Genomic DNA, 21,298 nt, shown 5'->3' on the forward strand with positions numbered 1-21,298 from the left:
ATGTGGCTCCGATACGCGCAATTATCATTGAGTCGATCATTTTAGATTGAACTCGTACATAAGTTCGCAAGTATCAAATAATGGGGTGTTGACATGAGGGAGTCTACATAAGTGTATTAGCAAGAAATTCAGATAAACCCGAATAGATTTTACACACGATCGCTGCTAATCACTTCATTTATTGCCATAAGATACTCTAATAACGGTTTTTTAAAAGCATTTAGCCGATTTTATGCGATGGAGAAAGCGAGAACTGGGTTTAGCGAGCCAGTTGTGACAGGTGTGAACTTTCAATGTTTATATATTATTGTTAATTAACAATTACTTAAAATTGAGTCTAATTAATCACATCTAAGCATAAGTTCTCGCTTTCACGCAAAACTGCTTAATGCTCACAAAATTGAATTATAACTGTATATACACACAGAGCGAGACAGAGAATCGATTTACCGTTCAAAAGGATACTTAATGTATTGAGATAAATTCTAATCCTAACTAGGAATTGGGCAGAAACACCCCAACCCTTCCTAAATTTTGCTTGGTGGAAGTGCTCTATTTGATACAACAATCATGGATACTTGGTGAGGCTTCTTGTGCACAGGGATGTGCGGTTGATCGCCGAAGGGCTCACCACTCAATATTCAAATAAGCCACTACCGTTCCTCACCATTAATCTAATTCTCTTGTGCTAACCACAAAATTTTCTCATTGGACTCCATCTCATATATATACGTTAATGCGCGTGAATTCGATCGCAACCAAACGTTGGACTAACGCGTTAGGTTGTTGATTAACATGAAAATCCGTTTCAATTACTTATAGCGAGATACCGATGTGGAAAAATCTTTGAACTTAGAGCAAATCCGAGCTAACTACAATGTGCGTCACTGGAGCCAAGGCTTCTATGGCATTAATGATGCAGGTGAAATGACGGTTTCTCCTCGTGCCGATGGTGAGCATCAGCAAGTGCCATTAAGTGCGATTGTAAAGCAGATTGAAGCGCAGAATTTAACCCTGCCAGCCTTAGTTCGTTTTCCGCAGATCTTGCATCAACGTGTGCATAATGTTTGTGATGCGTTTAACCAAGCGATCGAAGAATACAATTACAACAACCGCTACCTATTGGTTTACCCAATTAAAGTGAACCAACAAAAAGAAGTGGTGGATGAGATTTTAGCTAGCCAAGCCGAACTTGAGCACAAACAATTGGGGCTTGAGGCGGGCAGCAAACCAGAATTATTGGCGGTATTAGCATTAGCGCAACAAGCCAGTTCTGTGATCGTGTGTAATGGCTATAAAGATCGTGAATACGTTCGTTTAGCCCTTATTGGTGAGAAGCTCGGCCACAAGGTTTTCATCGTGCTCGAGAAACTGTCTGAGCTTGATCTGGTGTTGTCTGAAGCGAAATCATTAGGCGTCACACCGCGCATGGGCTTGCGTATTCGTTTGGCTTCGCAAGGTGCGGGGAAATGGCAATCCAGTGGTGGCGAAAAATCGAAATTTGGCTTATCGGCTAACCAAGTGTTAACTGTGATCAATCGCTTAAAAGCAGAAGACCAATTAGAAACCTTGCAGTTAGTGCATTTCCATCTTGGGTCACAAATGGCCAATATTCGAGATGTACGCAATGGCGTAAGTGAAGCGGCGCGTTTTTACTGTGAGCTGCGTGAATTGGGCGCGATGTTAGATTATATGGATGTCGGCGGCGGTTTGGCGGTGGATTACGATGGGACGCGTAGCCAATCGCACAGTTCAATGAACTACGGCTTGGTAGAATACGCGCGCAATATTGTTTCTACTATTGGCGATATCTGTCAACAATACAGCCAACCAACACCGGCGATCATTTCGGAATCTGGACGTTCATTAACGGCGCACCATGCGGTATTGATCGCCAACGTTATTGGCACTGAAAGCTATAAAGCAGAACAAATTGATGCACCACAAGCAGATGCACCAACGCTATTGCATAACATGTGGCGCAATTGGGAAATTTTATCTCATGGCACCGATGATCGCGCCTTGATTGAAATTTATAACGACACTCAAAGTGATTTAGCCGAAGCGCATAATCAATTTGCGACTGGCATGATTAATTTGCACCATCGCGCTTGGGCAGAGCAAGTGTGTTTGCGAATTTGCTATGAATTACGCATGCAATTGAACAATAACAACCGTTTTCATCGTCCAATTTTGGATGCGTTAAATGATCGTTTGGCGGATAAATTCTTCGTCAATTTCTCTTTGTTCCAATCACTACCTGATGCGTGGGGGATTGATCAGGTGTTCCCTGTGATGCCACTGAGCAACTTGAACCAAGTGGAACAAACTCGCGCAGTGATGCTAGATATTACGTGTGATTCAGACGGCGTTATTGATCAATATGTAGACGGTCAAGGCATTGAAACCACTTTGCCAGTGCCACGTTGGAATAAAGACACGCCGTATCACATCGGCTTTTTCCTTGTTGGCGCCTATCAAGAAATTTTAGGCGACATGCACAACTTGTTTGGTGACAGTCACTCTGTGGTGGTGAACGTAAATGAAAAAGGCGAGCCAGAAATTATTTCGATTAATGAAGGTGATACGGTCGAAGATATGTTGCGCTACGTGCATATTGATGTCGATGATATTCGCCGTAACTATCGCGAATTAGTCACCAGCCGAGTGGATGGCAGTGAGCAAGACAAGATCATGGCAGAGCTCGAGCAAGGCTTAACTGGTTACACTTATTTAGAAGATTTATAACGGTGGATGAAAACAACATGAGTCAATTTAATGATTTGTTTAGCAAACCAGATAACTCACTGTATTCAAACTCGATGAGCTTTTTACGTCGTCCTATGGTGCAAAATCCCGTCGAAGCTGATGCGGATGTGGTGGTACTTGGGGTGCCGTTTGATATGGCAACTTCGGGTCGTGCCGGCGCTCGTATGGGGCCAGATGCGATCCGTCGCGCCTCGGTTAATCTCGCATGGGAAGGCAAAAAATTTCCATGGGATTTTAATCTATTCAAACACACTAATGTGGTCGATGCGGGCGATTTGGTATTTGATTGCGGCGATGCGGAGGATTTAACCCAACGCCTACAAGCCGCAGCAAGCGAGATCATTAATAGCGGCAAAACACTATTAGGCTTGGGCGGTGATCACTTCATCACCCTACCGCTGCTGCGCGCACATGCGAAAAAATACGGTGAAATGGCGTTAATTCATTTTGATGCCCATACCGACACATACAGTAATGGCAGTCGTTATGATCACGGCACCATGTTTTACCATGCGCCGAACGAAGGGCTGATCTCGCGTGAACATTCAGTGCAAATTGGGATCCGCACCGAGTACAAACAGCAAGATCACGGCTTTAATGTGATTAATGCGATGCAAGCCAATGATCTAACTGCGGCGCAAATTGTCGAACAAGTGAAAGCCATCGTCGGGGATAAACCTGTGTATTTAACCTTCGATATTGATTGCCTAGATCCGGCCTTTGCGCCAGGAACCGGCACACCAGTATGCGGCGGCATGAGCTCGGATAAAGTGCTTAAAATTTTACGCAACCTGCAAGGAATTAACTTAGTGGGAATGGATGTAGTGGAGGTATCGCCACCGTATGATCACAGTGATGTGACCGCTTTAGCTGGCGCGACCATTGCATTGGATCTGTTGTATTTATGGACTCAGCAACGACTTGAAAGCGAGTGCCTTCATTAATAACACTAACCAATGACAGCATAATAGCTTTCTAGCCATAACCAACAATATTAATCAGCGCCTTATACATTTTCAACTAGAAAGAGACTTGTCAGGCGCTTTTTTATGCCCATTCCAAACATGCCATTATCTATTAATGATCAAACTTACGCTGATAACGCTTTTCCATACTGGTATTACCCAATAAACCACCTTGATGGATATACATGAGTTTCTGATCGGGGTGGCTTTCAAACCAAGGGGCTAAACATTGCCACATATACGGATCGTATAGCAGTTCAAACTCAACCTCGGTTTGCTGTTTAAGCGCTTGCCATATTTGATAATCCGCGCCATACAGCTTGCCAAACTGGTGCTTGGGCTTTTCTGAACTCGACAGTATTTGTGGGTGACTGGTTTCGCCTAAGCTGTCAAATTGCTGGGTTAAATACGCCTCTCCTCCGACACAAGCACAGGTGATCACATTGATATTGTGCGCTTGCAGATGCTTATGCAAATACAAGGCAGTAGTGCCAGTACCTGAGGGTAACGCAACGGTAAGGTCATCCATATTTTGATCTTGCGCCCAGTGACGTATTTCTTGCGCTAATTGTTGAATGCCAAATTCTGCGATCGGGCTGCGTCCACCTTCGGGGACAAATAAACAGCCTTGATTGGCATCCGCAGAAGCCAGCCGGATTTGTTCGATATACTGATGTGGTGAAAGATCGCAACCTAATGCTTTCAGATCGATGATGTTCGCACCAAGTTTGCGTGCGGCTTGAAAATTACCGAGAGGGTTTTGTTTTAGCCAAGAAGGAATATGCGCAACATAGAATTCTAGCGTCCAACCTTTGAGTTTAGCTAATGCCGCCAAGCTGTATAGAGAATTTGCTTGGGGCGAACCATAGCCAATCAGAGTGGTCACATTGGGGTAGTCGTTTTCAAGCAGAGCCATAAATTTTCGAGCCTTGTTGCCAGAAAATTCAGGGTGGAGCAGATCGTCTCTTTTAAGATAAAAAGAATGACCAGCAAAGCAGTGTTGAGTCACGGGAGTGTTGTTTAATTTCATACTACGGTTCCCAAATACAATAACAGCTGAATCGACCAGAGCGATTCAGCTGTTATGTTTATACCTAATGACTTCAATCAGAGTATTGAGACTCGCTTACTCGTCATCTTTCTCGATTGGATTTTTTCGTTTCTTCGGCATAAAGACTTCATCGCCCACTGCCACGTTTTTATAGAAACTCTTATCGCGGTTAACTTGCTTCTTCGGCGTGGTGGATTGTTTCGCCACTTTACCCGTTTTAGCGGCGCCTTTTTTGGCAATAGGTTTGCGTGGCTTAATGCCTTTAAACTTACCTTTCAAGCCTTCTAATACAGTGAAGGTTAGATCTTGTTGTAGGTACAGTTCGACATTTTTAAAGCTCACCCAATCTTTTGGACCAACCAAAGAGTACGCTGTACCACGATTACCCGCACGACCCGTACGACCAACACGGTGCACATATTCTTCGGTGTGTTTTGGCATATCGAAGTTAATCACGTGGGTCACATTAGCGATATCTAAACCGCGCGAGGCGATGTCGGTTGTCACCAGAATTTTGTGCACGGCACGCTCAAACTGGCTCATAATATTATTACGTTGAGTTTGATTTAAGCCGCCACTTAACGCGACCGCTTTTAAATTCATCTCGTTTAACTTAGTCGTCAAACGCTCAGTATCACTACGCGTCGCGGTAAAGATAATAACTTGTTTATATTCAGCTTGTTCAATCAAACGCTCTAAAATCGCTTCTTTATGATCAAGGTGATCACACAAGTAGAATGATTGATCGATGTCTTTATGCTCTTCCGCAGAAGCACCAACCGAAATACGTTTAGGATCTTTTAAAAGCTCGCTCGCCAAGTCATTTACTTCAGCATGATCGAGCGTAGCAGAGAACATTAACGTTTGACGACGACGATGTTTCGCGGCGTTATTAATGCGACGTAATTCAGCGGTAAAGCCCAGATCTAACATGCGATCGGCTTCGTCTAAAACTAAGGTTTCAACGCCTTCTAAGAACAATGAACGATGCTCAAGGTGATCGGCTAAACGCCCTGGGGTTGCCACAATAAAGCGTGGGTATTTACGCAACGCTTTGACTTGGTCGTTAAAGTTTTCACCACCAACAATTAATGCGCCAGTGTAAGACAAACCACCAAGCATAAACTTCAACTCACCAAAGACTTGTTTCGCCAGTTCACGAGTCGGCGCTAAAATCACCCCTCTTGGATCTTTAGCAGAAAGAGATTTGGTCTTAAGCGCTTTATGCAGCATAGGCAGCACAAATGCCAAAGTTTTACCGGAACCGGTTTTTGATGACGCCAACAAGTCTTTGCCAGCAATCGCAACAGGGATGGCTTTACTTTGTATTTCAGTCGCTTTGGAAAAATTATAGTGCTGTAAGTTTTTCAGTAAGCGATTATCTATACCAATATCTTTAAATTGCAAAGGTGTACTCCAAGAGGAAATAAAACAAAAATCCCGCGCATGATACCACAAGGGTTTGACGCCTCCCTCATAATACTTGAGAGATTTATAAAAAGAGTCCCGTCTTGATTTTAACGCGGATGTTGTGGTGTTGCTTTTATGGGGATAACTTATTGCTCAACATACTTAGACCAACGGGCCTAGAGCGCACATCAATTAGAGTGGCTTGCTTCTATATCGCAAGTTCTTGCCATTAGGAGTAAAGGATCAAAGCTTGATTCACTAAATCCAAATTTGCTATAAAAGCTTTTGGCTGACTCATCAATGGCGTGAACCAAAGTACCCGCCCCACCAATTACATTCATGGCTTGAACCGATCTCAGCACGCAGTCCTTCAGTAACCCAGCGCCAATGCCAAGATGTTGAAAATCGCGATGCACACCAAGCCGAGCCAGCACCACCATTGGAATGGGATCAGGGCTATTTCGTCTTAATGAACCAATGGCACTGGCACGTAAAATAGATCCCATCGCAATCGCATAATAGCCCACCACTTGATCCGTAGTTTGGTCTACCACCACATACACTCTGGTATTATTTTTGTTTTGATTTTTGATGGCCTTTTTGATCAACCAATCATCAAGATCGTCAATGCCACAGCTAAAACTTGAGAGCTGGTGCTCTGCCATGAGCAACTGCGGTGAGGTTATTGCCATGGCGCTTTCCGGTTCAATAATTCAGTCATCCCTTCATTGGCTTTAGGCTTAACCTTTAGCGCTTGTTCGAACGCATCAAAAGCAACATCATCTAAAGCAAAATCACGTTGATTTGAGATCACTAAACGCGCTTGCGCCAATGCTGCTTGTTGAATGAAAACCGAACGATCTACTTTTAGCAAATTTGCGGCAGCATCAATCACGTTACGAACTTGAGGCTCGACCCGCATATTGATTGGAGCAGTTTTCGTCGCCATATTATTAACCTTGCTGATTGATTATGTGTATTGATTGACTATACAATTCTAGTGTAGTTAATCGATATACGCAAATGCAATAATCAACAGTTCGAATATTATAAACAGACCAATGATTTATAAAAGTGCTACAAAAAGAACAACGCGATCCCACCCAGCGCCATTAATGTGCCGATTAAGGTACGCGCGCTGATCGACTCACCTTTGATAAAGCTAATCATTAAAATAAATAACGGGCTGGTCGACATCAGTGTTTGCGCCACCGCAGGGTTGGCAAATTTCAGCGCCACCTGTTGCAGCCACAACGCGATGAAAGTGCCAAAGAAAATAGCCGCCAGTAACACCCACATTGCGCGTGGTTTTAGTTGCTTCCACCCCTGAAGAATCGACGAAAATGGTTTAGGTTCAATAAAGCCCACCACCAGCATCAAACTTAACACCCCAATACTTAAACGAATAAATGCGCCAAGTAACGGTGGCAGGTTTCCTTCCACTAAAGCGTAATGTGAAATCACCACCCCAAATGCTTGGCAAAAACTGGCTAATACCCCAAAACCAATGCCGCTTCGTGACACGCTTTCATCGCGCATGGTGGCAGAAGTACGCACTTGAAACAGGGTAAACGCCACCGCTAAAGTGGTAATAATAATACCAAGCCAGCTTTGCAACCCAATACTGGTGCCCAATAAAGCCAGTGCTAATACGCCCGACAATGGCGGCGCTAACGACTCTAATAACAAGGTTCGATTCGGCCCAATGCGTTTTAAAGCGGCAAAGTAGGCACTGTCACCAACCGCGATCCCTACCATGCCCGATACAGCCAATACCCCAATATATTTGCTCGAAATATGCAATTCGGGCAGTGGCAGTAAGGGCATCACCAACAACATCATGGTGGACGCCAGTACCCCTTTGATCATATTCAATTGCAGCGCCGAAAAGTGATGTGAGCACTGACCATATAACCAAGTAGAACTCGCCCACACCAACGCTGCAGCAATCGCTGTTATTTCACCTAAATACACGAATTAACCTTATTCTGTGATTCTGTTGCTGTTTGATTGTTCATTTATTTCATCCGAATTTTTAATTTCCGTGCAACCAACTCAACCCCAGATTGATAACGCTTGGCCGAAGCATTTAAAGCCAGTTCGAGGGCGCTGTCGGCGATAATTTCAAATTGTTGCGAAAGGGAGTTTATTTTGATCGGCAAATAATCCAGTAACCGATTATCCCCATAAGTGGCAATTTTAATTTTTGTCATCAGCTCTGGACGCTCAAAAAACACATCAAGCACCCCTTCGAGTAACGTATAAGAAGTGGTGATAATCGCATCGGGAATGGCATCTTGTGCGAGCCATTTTTCTATCGCTTTTCTGCCCGATTCAGCATTAAATTGCGCGCCATATTCAAGCTGCATGGTTACTGGTGAAAGATTGATTGCTGAGCCGAGTGTTGAACGATTGGCATGTTGTCTTACTGCCGCTTCAAATCCCAGTTGTCGCTCTTTTGAAATATTGAGATCCGGCAATGCGCCAATTAAACCAATGGATTGAATATCATCAAATAACACCGAAGCGGTTAAATTGAGTGCCCCTTCAAAATCTTCGCTGATCACACAGCTAAAATGTTCATCATCTAATGGTCGGTCGAGTGCGATCACTGGCGTGCCTTTGTTTTGCACAGTCAGATAGAACTCATTGGCATCGCTCATCGAACTGGCGACAAACAGCGCATCAATGCGGCGACTGACCAGCGCATTGACCACATCTTTCTCTATTTTTGGATCGTCCCCCGAACAACCAATCAAAATTTGGTAGCCAGCTAAGCGGGAGTTCGATTCTAACAATTTAGCCAGACGCGCATAACTGGTGTTTTCTAGATCAGGGATCACCAAACCAAACGAGCGACTATTGCCCGCGCGTAATGCAGCAGCGGCATGGTCAGGTTGGTACTGGTGCTCTTCCACCACCGCCATCACTTTTTGTTGGGTTTTCTGGCTAATTCGGTATTTGGTGGCTTTGCCATTGATAACATAACTGGCGGTGGTTTTTGAGACACCCGCCAGTTTGGCAATTTGCTCTAACGTCATGCTTACTTACCTTCACTTTTTAACCGTTCAAATAGCATCAGTGTGCCTTTTTTGTGCACTGGATCATAAATTTCACAAGCCAATTGCATCGTTATTTGAATTATATGCTGAATCGATTCAGTATAAAAGCTGAAAGGATTCAGCCAATGACTATTTATTGTATTAATTCTAAAATCTGTGATCAAAGCCAAGTAAACCAAACTTCACAGTTTTTTAATTCGTTCGTGTTTTTATCACACCATTAACAATAGTGCTGTTAAGTCGATAATCATTGGTTGATTTTTTTCTCTCAAAAAGCTGAATCGATTTAGCTGTCGTTATAGAAAATGACTTACGCAAAGCGACACATACTCTATTCTTATTGCTGAATACGAAAATAACAACATAACAGAGGAGCAGCACCATGCTGACGCTCACCACACAAAACATTACGCTTGCAAGAACAGCAAAAGACAAAGCCGAAGCAGTCACTCACATTGCCGCCAGTTTAACCGAACAAGGTTACGTTGAAGCCGGCTATGTGGAAGGCATGCTTAGCCGTGAAGCGCAATCTTCTACTTTTTTAGGTAACGGCATTGCCATTCCGCACGGCACTACCGACACTCGTGGTTTGGTGCAAAAAACCGGCGTTGCTATCCACCATTTCCCACAGGGCGTTAACTGGGGAAACGGCACGGTTTATGTTGCCATTGGTATCGCGGCAAAATCGGATGAACATTTAGGTATTTTAAAGCAATTAACCAAAGTGTTATCGGCCGATGGGGTTGAAGCGGCGCTCAAAGAAGCCAAAACCGAACAAGATATCATCAACGTACTTAACGGCAACACTCAGTTAAAAGCTGATTTTGACGCGATGTTAATTCAATTAAAATTCCCCGCCAGCGACATGCTACAAATGACCGCGGTGGCCAGTGGTTTATTGCGTAATAATGGTTGTGCCAATGATGAGTATATCTCTGAAGTGATCACCAAAGCGCCAACACACTTAGGCCATGGATTATGGCTTGTCAGTGGCTCACAAGGGGTGGCGCGATCTGCAATGTCATTTGTCTCAACCGCTAACGATTGTGAATTTGACGGCCAGTTGGTGAAAGGATTAATTGCCTTTGCCGCTTGTAATGCCAGCCACAAACCTTTGCTGTATAAACTCAGCCAATTAATGTTATCTAAGCGCCAACAAGATATTTTAGATGCCGATGTGGCGTCCTTACTGGCCTTATTTGATCTAAGTGAAAGCGTACCTGAAATTGCTGCTGAAAATGCCAATCAAGCCACGTTTAAGATCAAAAATACCCACGGGTTACATGCCCGCCCAGGCGCAATGTTAGTGGCAGAAGCGAAAAAATTTGAGTCGACGATTCGAGTGTCCAATCTCGATGGAGAAGGGACCAGTGTCAATGCCAAAAGCTTAATGAAAGTGATTGCATTAGGGGTTAAACACGGCCATCGCTTGCAATTTACTGCCGACGGTAGTGATGCAGAATTAGCTTTAAGTTCAATTGGTAAAGCGATTGAATCTGGCCTGGGTGAAGGTTAAGGGAGCTCTATGTCTAGTATTAAACCGAATACAAAAATCGTCACCATTACTTTAAATCCGGCTTTGGATTTAACCGGTCATTTGGTGGATACATTAAATGTCGGTACGGTCAGTTTAGTGTCGAAAAGCACGCTACATCCTGCCGGAAAAGGCGTTAACGTGGCTAAAGTGTTGTCCGATCTGGGCGCGAATGTCACTGTGACCGGATTCCTTGGCGCCGATAACCAGCAAGCATTTAACCAATTATTTGAGCAAATGAGCGCTAATGATCGTTTTATTCGTGTGGCAGGTTCAACTCGAATTAATGTCAAATTAGTCGATACTAGCAGTGATGTTAGCGATATCAACTTCCCTGGTGTACAAGTCGATGCCGCCGCGATTGCTGAATTTGAGCAAACCTTATTAGAGTTAGCGCAAGATCATGATTACTTTGTGATGGCTGGCAGTTTACCGCAAGGTATCTCGCCACAACTTTGTGCTCAATGGATTGAAACACTGCATCAACTAGGCAAGAAAGTCATCTTTGATAGCAGTCGCGCCGCATTAAAAGCGGGCTTAAATTCCCACCCTTGGCTGATTAAACCCAACGATGAAGAGTTGTCAGAACTCATTGGCGAAGAACTATCAGACAGTCAAGCCTGCCAACAAGCAGCACAAACTCTCGAACAAAAAGGCATTGCCAATATTGTGGTCTCGATGGGCGCAAATGGCGTAATGTGGCTAAAGCAAGGTCAATGGCGTCAAGCGACCCCACCCAAAATGCAAGTCGTGAGTACCGTTGGTGCAGGCGATACCTTAGTGGCAGGCATGGCATGGGGGCATCTACAACAATGGTCAGAAGATGACATTTTAAGTTTTGCTACCGCGTTATCAGCCTTGGCCGTCACCCAAGTTGGGGTGGGCGTTGCAAGCCTAGAGGCGGTATCTGCTATACAACAGCAAGTAAAAACGCTGCCACAACAAAAAGCAACCATACAAATGCAAACAAAAACAGGGACATTGCTATGAATATTGCCATTATTACCGCTTGCCCAAGTGGCGTAGCTAACAGCATTATTGCTGCCGGTTTATTAGAACAAGCCGCTAAATCGCTAAATTGGACTGCCAATGTTGAATGCCAATCTGAACTGATTGCCCAGCCACCATTAACCGCGCAGCAAATTGAACAAGCCGACGTTGTGATCATCGCGGCCAATACCACGGTAGACACCAGCCGTTTCATCGGTAAAAAAATCTATCAAGGCGATATTTCAGCTTGTTTTAACGATACACAAAAATGGTTAGAAGAAGCGGCACAACAAGCCACAACGTTAGCGCAAGCCAATATCACCACCGCCGCGCCAGTTAGTCCGTCTGGCAACAAGAAGATTGTGGCGATCACCGCTTGCCCTACCGGCGTTGCTCACACCTTTATGGCTGCTGAAGCACTTGAAGAAACAGGGAAAAAACTTGGACACCAAATTAAAGTTGAAACCCGTGGCTCGGTTGGTGCTAAAAACCAACTGACCGACCAAGACATCGCCGACGCCGATTTAGTGATCATTGCCGCTGACATTGAAGTGCCACTGGATCGCTTTGCAGGTAAGCCGCTCTACAAAACCAGTACAGGTCTGGCACTGAAGAAAACCGAACAAGAATTCACCCATGCCTTTGCCCAAGCTCAGCCTTATCAAGCAGGTCAAAGTTCTGCAGCGACCGCAAGCAGCGAAGAAAAAACAGGGGTATATAAGCACTTAATGACGGGTGTGTCCCACATGTTGCCATTAGTGGTGGCCGGTGGTTTATGTATCGCACTGTCTTTTGTGTTTGGTATTAAAGCATTTGAGCAAGAAGGCACATTAGCGGCAGCATTAATGACCATTGGTGGCGGTTCTGCATTCGCATTAATGATCCCCGTTCTGGCTGGCTTTATTGCCTTTTCCATTGCTGACCGTCCAGGTTTAGCGCCTGGTTTAATTGGCGGTATGTTGGCAAGTTCTACTGGCGCAGGCTTTATCGGCGGTATCCTTGCCGGTTTCATTGCAGGTTATGCAGCTAAATTTATTGCAGAGAAACTCAAACTGCCACAATCAATGGAAGCGTTAAAACCTATTTTAATCATTCCATTATTGGCAAGCTTATTTACTGGCTTGGTGATGATCTACATCGTCGGCGGCCCAGTTTCTAGCATCATGGCGGCAATGACAGAATTCCTAAATAATATGGGCTCTGCCAATGCGGTGTTATTGGGGATTATTCTTGGTTGCATGATGTGCTTCGATTTAGGTGGCCCGATCAACAAAGCGGCATACACTTTTGGCGTCGGTCTATTGGCATCACAGACTTATATGCCAATGGCTGCGGTAATGGCCGCCGGTATGATCCCACCACTAGGCTTAGGTTTAGCGACCTTCCTTGCGAAGAGCAAATTTGAAGCCAGTGAGCGCGAAGCAGGTAAAGCGGCCACCGTTCTCGGTTTATGCTTTATCACTGAAGGTGCGATCCCATTTGCGGCTAAAGACCCAATGCGCGTGATCCCATGCTGCATGGCGGGCGGTGCATTAACCGGTGCACTCTCTATGCTATTTGGCGCAAAACTGATGGCGCCACACGGCGGTTTATTCGTATTGCTGATCCCAAATGCCATCACCCCTGCACTGTTGTATTTAGTGGCGATTCTTGCCGGTACTGTGGTAACAGGCGTGAGCTATGCTTTCTTGAAAAATAAAGCCGAATCCAAGGCAGTTGCGGCTTAAGTAGTGGATGACCAACTGTTTTATTAATGACGGTTGACTAAGAAAAAATAAACGCCCTTTCAAACTATTAACAGACTTCCGAAAAGAATCCGTTAATAGTGAAAGGGCGTTTTTATCAATAAAAATAGGATTTGTTAACTATGTAACCACAAAAGAGCAGCGTCTTTATACTCAAATGATTTAATCTCACCTGACATAAACCAACCACCTACTTTCGCAGCCCACTCTTGCCAGTGTTTATCACCTAAAATTGCAATTTTCTCAAAGTCCGCGCCATGCTTGATACCAAGTTTCAAGTCATCCCAAGCGGCGTGCATATCCCAACCTTCCAAATCACTGATATCAACCAATACCTTAATTTTATGGGGAGAAAGTTGTTGTAATGCGGCTTCAAAAATGGGCGTCATTGCTTGATAGTCTTCATGAGTCAGCTTTCCTACTGCTTTCAATACAACAATCGGCAACTCGCCAATATGTTCAATTTGGGTAGTAAACCCATGCTTTGTCATATTATTCATGTTATCTCCTTCGAGTGAATGTCCTTGTTGGTGCAAACTTCAACAGAAAGTGTATACGCACCATAAACCTATAGAGTCATAATAAAATCCAGCATAAGCACTACACAACGCCATAAAAATCATAATTGGTTGGGATTCATAAGCTCATTTTTAGTGCTATTTCTTTCAACATAAGTCACTGGGATCATTAGTTTGGTCATACTGGTATCAGGCTCCGCAATTTGGTCTATGATGATTTTGACCGCCTCTCTCGCCAAACGATTAAAATCTTGTTGGAAAGTTGAAAGTTGATAACTTAGCCATTGAGTTTGCGGGATATTATCAAAACCAATCACTTGTAGATCTTGTGGGATCGCCAGCTCTAATTCGATACGAGCCACATCCATCACAGCCATCGCAAGGGTATCCGTTGCACAAAAAATAGCATCTGGCCGCTGTTCTTGCCCCATCATTTGTCGAATACTGTCTAATGCAGCAATATAATCGAAATCGGTTTCGACTACTTGGATATCACGCCCTGTTAACGCCGCAAACTCAGACCGAAACCCTTGTTCGCGCTCGTTGTTAGTCAGAGTGGGCACCTGTCCTGTTAGATACACCACAGATTGAGCACCTGAGCGCTGGAAAACTTGGGCGGCTAACTGTCCTGCTAAGTAATTGTCACTGACCACATAGCTGGATTTCGTTCCTTCGACCACTCGTGCATATTGCACAATCGGAATATGAAATTGTTGACACTCTTGATAGAGCGATTTATTAAATGTGGCCGAAGCGGCAATGACGCCATCGACTCGATATTGGAAAATATTGGGGATATGGTGCTGGTTGTTTTCTACTTTCCATGGGATCAAAACCGCAGAGTAACCTTGTTTTTGTAGCTCGATTGAGATGAGTTGCAGTGTTTCCATGTGGATCGGGTAATCTGAATCAGGAAAAACTAAGCCAATTAATTTTGATTCATTGGTGGTCAGGCTGCGCGCAAAAGCATTCGGTCGATAATTTAACGTTTTGGCCGCTTCATACACTTTTTGCTTGGTTTTTTCTGCTACCGAACTGCCTGGAACAAACACTCGAGATACCGTCGATTGCGACACTCCCGCCAATTTAGCGACATCTTTGGAGGTGATAGGTTGATTCGATACGCTCATAATGGTGGCTTTTCTCAAGTTAAGGACGGGGAAAGTATAACATGTAAATCACCGATTTTTTATTGTCACATAAACACATAATAGCTTGATAGATAGCAATAAAAAATCGCCTGACATTATTCAACATCAGACGATTTACCATTTAATAACACTGCATATTACAATTCTGGATTCATGATTTTTTGAGTACGTTCAAACACATCTAAACCTTGTTGTTTTAACCAATAAGGTAAATCGATCAACACCCAGTTTTCAGACAACTTGTCATTGTCTCGACAATACACATCAACCACTTGCATATCGGCGCGGATCTCTCCACCCGACATTCCTAAGAAACCACCCGTCGCCGTATTTGACAGATTAGGCCAACCAAAGAAACAAGCAAAATTACCTTCGGCAAATCGACACACATGACCATTAAATTTCTTATCTTTTAAGTTATTGCGGAATGGTAATTGGTGTTGTTGCTGGTAACGCGGGATGGTATATGACGCGCCGATACCACAAGGACCGTACCAAATCATATCTTTAGACCAGCTTCTCTCCAGCACTTCAGGAGGGCAACCCATCGCGCCGCTATCATTTAGGGCAGAGAGATCATCGACCATTTTATTCACCAATGCCAAGGTATCAATGCCTTCTTGTGGGTCGGCATCTTGGAACAATAAGCCATCATGATTACGTGGGCCAGGGTAGATAAAATATTGTCCAGTTGATTGTGGTAATGGGTAGCAACCGGCTTGATCCATCATGCCAAGTAAATCTAGGAATAAACCGGTTTTGGTGATTTTGCCATTTTGCACACAGCTAAATTCAGCGTAACGCACACTCATCATTTTACCGGTTGGACGCATACCTAAAAATTCAGCATCAAATAGCCCCATAAAGTGACCCATGCTCATCACCCAAGTTTCGCCGGCGGTGATTTCATTTTCACCACCGATAAAGATATCTTGACGACGCTGCATGCGTGTCATTGATTTGAGCATTGGTGACCAAAATACATCCGCTGCCGCTTGTGCGCCTTGCTGCTCACGAAACGGATAAACACTGCGCCATAGGTAATCTTCCGAGGTATGATCTTTTAATACTTGCGCGACAGTGTCGTGGGTGGCATTTTCCATGGCATCAAAATAGGCACGGACAACTTTTTTTGCTTCTTGATATCTAGACATTATTTCGCTCTCTTTTATTTCTTATTAGCAGCACCATCTGGTGCTATTCACATGAATTTTTATCTATTTTATGTAAGCAAAGCGCTTATTACGCCTGTGCTGGATTTGATTTTTTTTCTTTGTAGAACACACCACCTTTGAGTGTTTCAGGCAATGACAGCCATAGCAGACCAGCAACAATCCAAATGATAGGTGAACCCCACATCGCGGTTTCTAAACTGGTTCTTTGCTGGATAAAGATAAGGACCATTGGTGCCCACATGCCGACGATGCGACCACCATGGAATAACGCTGCGCCATAACTGCGTAAATGCGCGGGGAATAATTCCGAAAAGTACCCACCCCAAACCGCTGAAGAGGACAGGCCAAAGTTATAAATAAGCCCTAATATTGCGAGCATGTTTAAGCTACCAATCATCACATCGCTCGGAGCAACAAAGAATATTGACACCATAATACCGGCTAAGATAAAGCCAAAAGCATTGACTTTACGTCCGTACTTATCAGCAATCGCGCCCCAGAACCAAGCACCAAACAATGAGCCAAAGGCTGAGATTGAAAATATGATCCCGATGGTCGAGCCATTAAACTCACGCACTTCACGTAAGTAGGTGGTCACAAAACCACTAAAGAATTGATAACCATAGAAGTTCAAACCTGCAAGTAATAAACAGGTGATAGTCACAAGACGATAAGGCTTGCTTAACATCTCGCCCCAAGAGCCTGTTTGTACTTTTTTATCAGGGTCGCTGGCTTGTTGGTTCGCCTCTTCTTCTCCATAAGCAATCACGTTTTTATCGCTGGGTAAGATAAACACCATTACCACCGCGGCGACCAATGGAGGAATACCACCGACCCACATTAAACTTTGCCAAGGTGCATCAATACTGGTAATAAACGCTGCATAAGCTCCCATCGCCATCAAAGAAACCGAGAACATGGAAGAGGCAAAAGCGGTTAATTTGCCACGAACTGAAGGGGTGAATAAACCGATCATTAAGCTTACCGCAACAGTGAAATAGCCCCCTAGAGAGACACCGATAATAAAGCGCATTAATGCCCAAGTGGTGTAGTCGGTGAACATCATGTTAATAATGGTTGCACCACCATTCAGTGCTGTGATCGCCACTAAGGTGGATTTTTTACCAAAACGGGACGCGACCCAGGCACAACTTAATGCACCGATCAAGGCCCCCACGGACTGCCATGTATAAAATTGCGCGGTATCCGATAAGCTGATCCCATCGTAGGCATCCACAATATAAGGTCGGACATAATCGATAATTACAAAGTTATAACAGTAAAAAAAGTAACCCACTAAAATCGCGCAATAAGCGGCGATCCGTTGAATCATCGGCACTTCACTCATGTGTTTTTTTGTCGTCATGACCAATCAATCCTTAAGTCTCTATAATTGTTATTAATGAACGCAGCATATTCGGTACTCTGGTATCGTTCTATCTTAGTCGTGGTTGTCAGTTTGGTTCTGAGATCAACGTCACGCAAATGTGAATACGTACCCATTTCTTAGCGTTTGCTGATAATGCTCTCATAAATTATGCTGAGGGGGCGTCATAAACACTAACGTGTACCCAACAAGAGAATCCGCCTCATAAACTTGACTTAAATCACAGTTAGCGAGCCTGATCGCTTTATAGATGCTCGCTTATGGGTAATATGTCGCTACTCTTTTCTCATTCCGATTAGGCATAGCGCAAATATGGTTACGTATTCAAGTTTTGTTGTGGTCGCAATCTATATGGCAATGACATTACTCATTAGCTATATCGTCAATAAACGTAATCGTTCTCAGGGTGATTTTTCAACCGGTGGGCGTCAGTTTGGTTGGTTTACAGCCGGTGTTTCGATTCTAGCCACTTATATTAGCGCGATGACTTTTATTGGTATGCCAGCTTGGGTTTTTCACTCTGGTATGGAGGTGATGGCGATCCATCTGAACTACCCGATCGTGATCTTCTTTGCCATCACCTTCTTTGTTCCGGTATTTTATAAACTTAAACTCACTTCTATTTATGAGTATTTAGAGCTTCGTTTCGGGCTTTATGCTCGAACAATTAATGCGATTGTGTTTCTGATCATTCAATGTATTTCTGCCGGCGTAATCTTGTATGCGGTGGCATTGGTTTTAGTTCAAGTTGTACCGATTAGCCTTTCGCAAGCGATCATCTACATAAGCTTATTCACTGCCGTTTATACCTATTCTGGCGGTATAGCAACGGTTATTTGGACCGATATGCTGCAATCCTCCATTTTAGTGATTGGCACCCTCGCAATTTTTATTTCACTGATTATGCAAGTGCATTCTGGTATCGACTTACCACCACATAAGCTGAATATTATTAATACTCACTTTGATCTCAAAACCGACACTACAATATGGGCAGGCTTAATAGCGGTAAGTTTTTTAAATTTAAGTGTGTATGGCAGTAACCAACTCATTATCCAGCGCACACTGGCAACTAAAGATGTTGAAACCGCACAAAAATCTATGCTGCTATGTGGCTATGGGTCGTTTTTTATTTATTTGCTCTTCGCGATTATTGGGTTGTTATTAAGTGTGTTTTATCATGGCCAGCCGTTCGCTAACAGTAACGAAGTTATCTTGGATTTTGTCTTTAACCACACCAACCCAATCACTATTGGTTTGATCATTGCCGCATTATCTTCCGCCGCAATGTCCACTCTAGACTCTACTTATAATTCGATGGCAACGGTTGCGACGTTCGACCTTTACAAGCGTTTATGGCGTCCTAATGAACCGTCAAATCACTATGATTCAGTGGCTCGTAAAATGAGCCTACTTGCTGCGGTTTTGGTGGTGATCCCTGCTTTATTAGCGATATCTAATGAGTCGGTACTTAAAACCATTGCCAGTTTGACGGCTATTTTTGTTGGGATTCGATTGGGATCTTTTGTTTTAGGGCTGTTTTTTAATAAAGCGAATGAGTTTGGCGTCATCGTTGGCAGTGTATTTAGTATTATTGCGGTGGCTATTACCCGTTACATTGGTATTGCATGGCCATGGTTTGCACCAATTGGCACCTTAGTTTTTCTCTTTTTTGGCGTGATCAGCAGTTATTTTTATGGCTCGATCAGCCCTGTTCAAACTCAATTTGTTGTCTCGCAAAAAAGCCTGTTTTCGAAACCCAAGATCAGCCATTACGGTTTATTATTCTTTGCCTTTATTAGTACCATCGCTTGTTATTGGTTCCCTCATTTTTTCTCATAATAGCAGCCAAAAAATAAGTGCTATCTCTGTAGGGAACAAACCCATCAAGAAATAACACTTCATTATTTGGTTTTACAATACCAAAAACACCAGAGCCTTAAATCTTCCCATGAGCGAAAAATCTAACGGCTTAAACAGCCTTTCGCCCGATCAGGGTAGATGGCATTTAAGGTAGTTTGCAGATCTTGCCAATCCGTTGCCATTTCATCGGCTTGCACTTGGGTCAAAATTGCGCCATTTTTTGCAATTCGATCATCGACAACTTTGGTGTAATGAATAAGGTGCATATCCACGTTGTCGTATTTGGCTTGTGAGAACGTTTCTTTCAGCGCATCGATGTTAGCTTGTCCATCATCGACAAAGACAATTGAATCAAAATGACGCTGAGTTTTATTGAGTAAATGCTCCAGATACTTGCCTTTATGCATACCTGTGGTTAACGCCACGCCATTCATATAGGTGGTTGGGCGATCTAATTTTTCGACATAAATCGGCGCTTGAGTTTGTCCAATTGGCGCAAGACTATGTTGAGAAAAATCGAGTTTATGGCTGTGGAGCTCTCGCTCGGTGGCGGCGCGGTTTTCGGGTCCTCGCGCCGAAATGGCAATCACGGTTTGACCATTTTGGTTAAGATCTTGCACCACTTGCTGGGCTTTCGGCTCGGTCAGTTTCATTGGCAGAAGTTGGTAGAGCATGGGAATAGTATCTTGGTATAAGCAGCTCACTTGCTGCTCTTTAGTGGCTTTGATCGGCAGTTTACCGGTTTGCCAGGCATACCAAATATCACCGCCTAAATCGCGGCTAGACGTGAGTAAGGTATTATCAATATCAAACGCCACCAGCACATTTTTCGTCTGGTATTGTTTATCGAGTTGTTGGATAACATTCGCAACTTTATTGTACGAGGCGGTTTCAACCGTGGTGACTTTGGCCGAGGCCGAAAAACTGGCTATCGCAACAGCCAATACAGAAGCGGTAAAAACAAACGATTTCATAGACACTCTCATTATTATTGAAACAATTTCTTACATATGGCGTCATTGTATAAAACTGTTGAACTAAAAAGCGAGAGAATACCGACAATTAGAAAACAAAAATGGAGGCATCAAATGCCTCCATTTTTATTCAAATATTGTTACCATCTATGCGGTCAATTCTGCCTTTAGATCCTTCTTCAATATTTTACCTGTGGCGCTGATTGGAAGTTGCTCGCGGATTTCTACGCTGCGCGGGTATTTGTATGCTGCACATTGCGCCTTGCCCCACGCTTGCAGTTCATCTTCCTCAATAAATTGGTTTTCTTTTAATACTACATAAGCTTTGATTTCTTCACCGTATTCTTGGTGAGGAATGCCTATCACTGCCACCATCGCCACTTTAGGGTGGGTCATAAACACTTCTTCAATCTCACGCGGATAAACATTAAAGCCGCCGCGAATGATCATATCTTTCACCCGATCGACAATGAAGATATTATAAAACTCATCTCGTTTGGCAATGTCGCCAGTATAAAACCAGCCATTTTTCAGTGCATTTTCGGTTTCTTCTGCGCGGTTTAAGTAGCCTTTCATGACTATTCTGGTCAAGCCCAATAGGACACCTGACTTTGTAATTTTTCATAGTCGATTGGCGTTAAATCACCAAGCGTAGTATGCAACCTTTCATGGTTGTAATACCGGATATATTCTTCAACATCTTC

18 protein-coding genes and 1 pseudogene are annotated in these 21,298 nt (G+C 43.7%); 6 read left to right on the forward strand and 13 right to left on the reverse strand.

Going from position 1 to position 21,298, the window contains the following annotated elements; genetic code table 11:
* Positions 1 to 834 precede the first annotated feature (834 nt).
* Positions 835 to 2,748, forward strand: a complete 1,914-nt coding sequence (gene speA, locus HC723_RS13665; RefSeq protein WP_190339480.1) for an arginine decarboxylase — start codon at positions 835 to 837, stop codon at positions 2,746 to 2,748.
* 17 nt (positions 2,749 to 2,765) lie between these two features.
* On the forward strand, positions 2,766 to 3,713 hold the full coding sequence (gene speB / locus HC723_RS13670; RefSeq protein WP_190339481.1) for an agmatinase: 948 nt from the start codon (positions 2,766 to 2,768) through the stop codon (positions 3,711 to 3,713).
* Between the two features lie 133 nt (positions 3,714 to 3,846).
* Here speB and HC723_RS13675 read toward each other — a convergent pair whose 3' ends face one another.
* The 6 genes from HC723_RS13675 to cra all read right to left on the reverse strand — a co-directional run bounded on the left by HC723_RS13675 (position 3,847) and on the right by cra (position 9,236).
* The gene (locus tag HC723_RS13675; protein ID WP_190339482.1) at positions 3,847 to 4,764 is read right to left on the reverse strand and encodes a pyridoxal-phosphate dependent enzyme; all 918 of its coding nucleotides are present in this window, start codon (positions 4,762 to 4,764) and stop codon (positions 3,847 to 3,849) included.
* 96 nt (positions 4,765 to 4,860) lie between these two features.
* Positions 4,861 to 6,192 (reverse strand): DEAD/DEAH box helicase, encoded by a 1,332-nt coding sequence (locus HC723_RS13680; RefSeq protein WP_153448321.1) that lies wholly within the window; start codon positions 6,190 to 6,192, stop codon positions 4,861 to 4,863.
* Between the two features lie 191 nt (positions 6,193 to 6,383).
* Positions 6,384 to 6,887, reverse strand: coding sequence for a GNAT family N-acetyltransferase (locus HC723_RS13685; protein WP_190339483.1), 504 nt, complete (start codon positions 6,885 to 6,887; stop codon positions 6,384 to 6,386).
* Positions 6,878 to 7,144, reverse strand: a complete 267-nt coding sequence (locus tag HC723_RS13690; RefSeq protein ID WP_153448319.1) for a type II toxin-antitoxin system TacA family antitoxin — start codon at positions 7,142 to 7,144, stop codon at positions 6,878 to 6,880. Before HC723_RS13690 ends, HC723_RS13685 begins: the two co-directional genes overlap by 10 nt.
* 128 nt (positions 7,145 to 7,272) lie before the next feature.
* Positions 7,273 to 8,169: an EamA family transporter gene (locus tag HC723_RS13695; protein ID WP_190339484.1), complete on the reverse strand. Its 897-nt coding sequence runs from the start codon at positions 8,167 to 8,169 to the stop codon at positions 7,273 to 7,275.
* A 44-nt stretch (positions 8,170 to 8,213) separates the two neighbouring features.
* On the reverse strand, positions 8,214 to 9,236 hold the full coding sequence (cra, locus tag HC723_RS13700; protein ID WP_153448317.1) for a catabolite repressor/activator: 1,023 nt from the start codon (positions 9,234 to 9,236) through the stop codon (positions 8,214 to 8,216).
* A 403-nt stretch (positions 9,237 to 9,639) separates the two neighbouring features.
* Here cra and fruB point away from each other — a divergent pair, with 403 nt between their 5' ends.
* From fruB to fruA, 3 genes are read left to right on the forward strand one after another with little or no spacing between them, the layout of a single operon-like run.
* Positions 9,640 to 10,773 (forward strand): fused PTS fructose transporter subunit IIA/HPr protein, encoded by a 1,134-nt coding sequence (gene fruB, locus HC723_RS13705; RefSeq protein ID WP_190339485.1) that lies wholly within the window; start codon positions 9,640 to 9,642, stop codon positions 10,771 to 10,773.
* 9 nt (positions 10,774 to 10,782) lie between these two features.
* Positions 10,783 to 11,781 carry a 1-phosphofructokinase gene (gene pfkB / locus HC723_RS13710; protein WP_153448315.1) on the forward strand — a complete coding sequence of 333 codons (999 nt, stop codon included), beginning with the start codon at positions 10,783 to 10,785 and terminating at the stop codon, positions 11,779 to 11,781.
* Positions 11,778 to 13,508, forward strand: coding sequence for a PTS fructose transporter subunit IIBC (fruA, locus tag HC723_RS13715; protein WP_190339486.1), 1,731 nt, complete (start codon positions 11,778 to 11,780; stop codon positions 13,506 to 13,508). Before pfkB ends, fruA begins: the two co-directional genes overlap by 4 nt.
* Before the next feature lie 134 nt (positions 13,509 to 13,642).
* Here the strand turns inward: fruA and HC723_RS13720 are convergent, their stop codons facing one another.
* From HC723_RS13720 to HC723_RS13735, 4 genes are all read right to left on the reverse strand, one after another.
* Entirely contained in the window at positions 13,643 to 14,026 is a 384-nt protein-coding gene (locus HC723_RS13720) for an STAS/SEC14 domain-containing protein (RefSeq protein WP_190339487.1), read from the reverse strand.
* Between the two features lie 119 nt (positions 14,027 to 14,145).
* Positions 14,146 to 15,174 carry a LacI family DNA-binding transcriptional regulator gene (locus HC723_RS13725; RefSeq protein WP_190339488.1) on the reverse strand — a complete coding sequence of 343 codons (1,029 nt, stop codon included), beginning with the start codon at positions 15,172 to 15,174 and terminating at the stop codon, positions 14,146 to 14,148.
* A gap of 158 nt (positions 15,175 to 15,332) precedes the next feature.
* Positions 15,333 to 16,349 (reverse strand): ester cyclase, encoded by a 1,017-nt coding sequence (locus HC723_RS13730; protein WP_190339489.1) that lies wholly within the window; start codon positions 16,347 to 16,349, stop codon positions 15,333 to 15,335.
* A gap of 88 nt (positions 16,350 to 16,437) precedes the next feature.
* Positions 16,438 to 17,736 (reverse strand): MFS transporter, encoded by a 1,299-nt coding sequence (locus HC723_RS13735; protein ID WP_190339490.1) that lies wholly within the window; start codon positions 17,734 to 17,736, stop codon positions 16,438 to 16,440.
* Positions 17,737 to 18,069: 333 nt separating this feature from the next.
* On the opposite strand from HC723_RS13735, the gene HC723_RS13740 reads away from it, so the two are divergent.
* Entirely contained in the window at positions 18,070 to 19,599 is a 1,530-nt protein-coding gene (locus HC723_RS13740) for a sodium:solute symporter family transporter (RefSeq protein WP_190339491.1), read from the forward strand.
* A 122-nt stretch (positions 19,600 to 19,721) separates the two neighbouring features.
* Here the strand turns inward: HC723_RS13740 and HC723_RS13745 are convergent, their stop codons facing one another.
* The 3 genes and pseudogenes from HC723_RS13745 to HC723_RS13755 all read right to left on the reverse strand — a co-directional run.
* The gene (locus tag HC723_RS13745; protein WP_190339492.1) at positions 19,722 to 20,594 is read right to left on the reverse strand and encodes a DUF2608 domain-containing protein; all 873 of its coding nucleotides are present in this window, start codon (positions 20,592 to 20,594) and stop codon (positions 19,722 to 19,724) included.
* A 147-nt stretch (positions 20,595 to 20,741) separates the two neighbouring features.
* Positions 20,742 to 21,173, reverse strand: a pseudogene (locus HC723_RS13750) (AMP-binding enzyme); the annotation flags it as partial.
* A gap of 8 nt (positions 21,174 to 21,181) precedes the next feature.
* Positions 21,182 to 21,298 (reverse strand): IS3 family transposase (locus HC723_RS13755; protein ID WP_190338159.1); only part of this gene is annotated, 117 nt, incomplete at its 5' end.

It is taken from the genome of Vibrio sp. S11_S32, from assembly GCF_014694465.1.
Lineage (GTDB): Bacteria > Pseudomonadota > Gammaproteobacteria > Enterobacterales > Vibrionaceae > Vibrio > Vibrio algicola.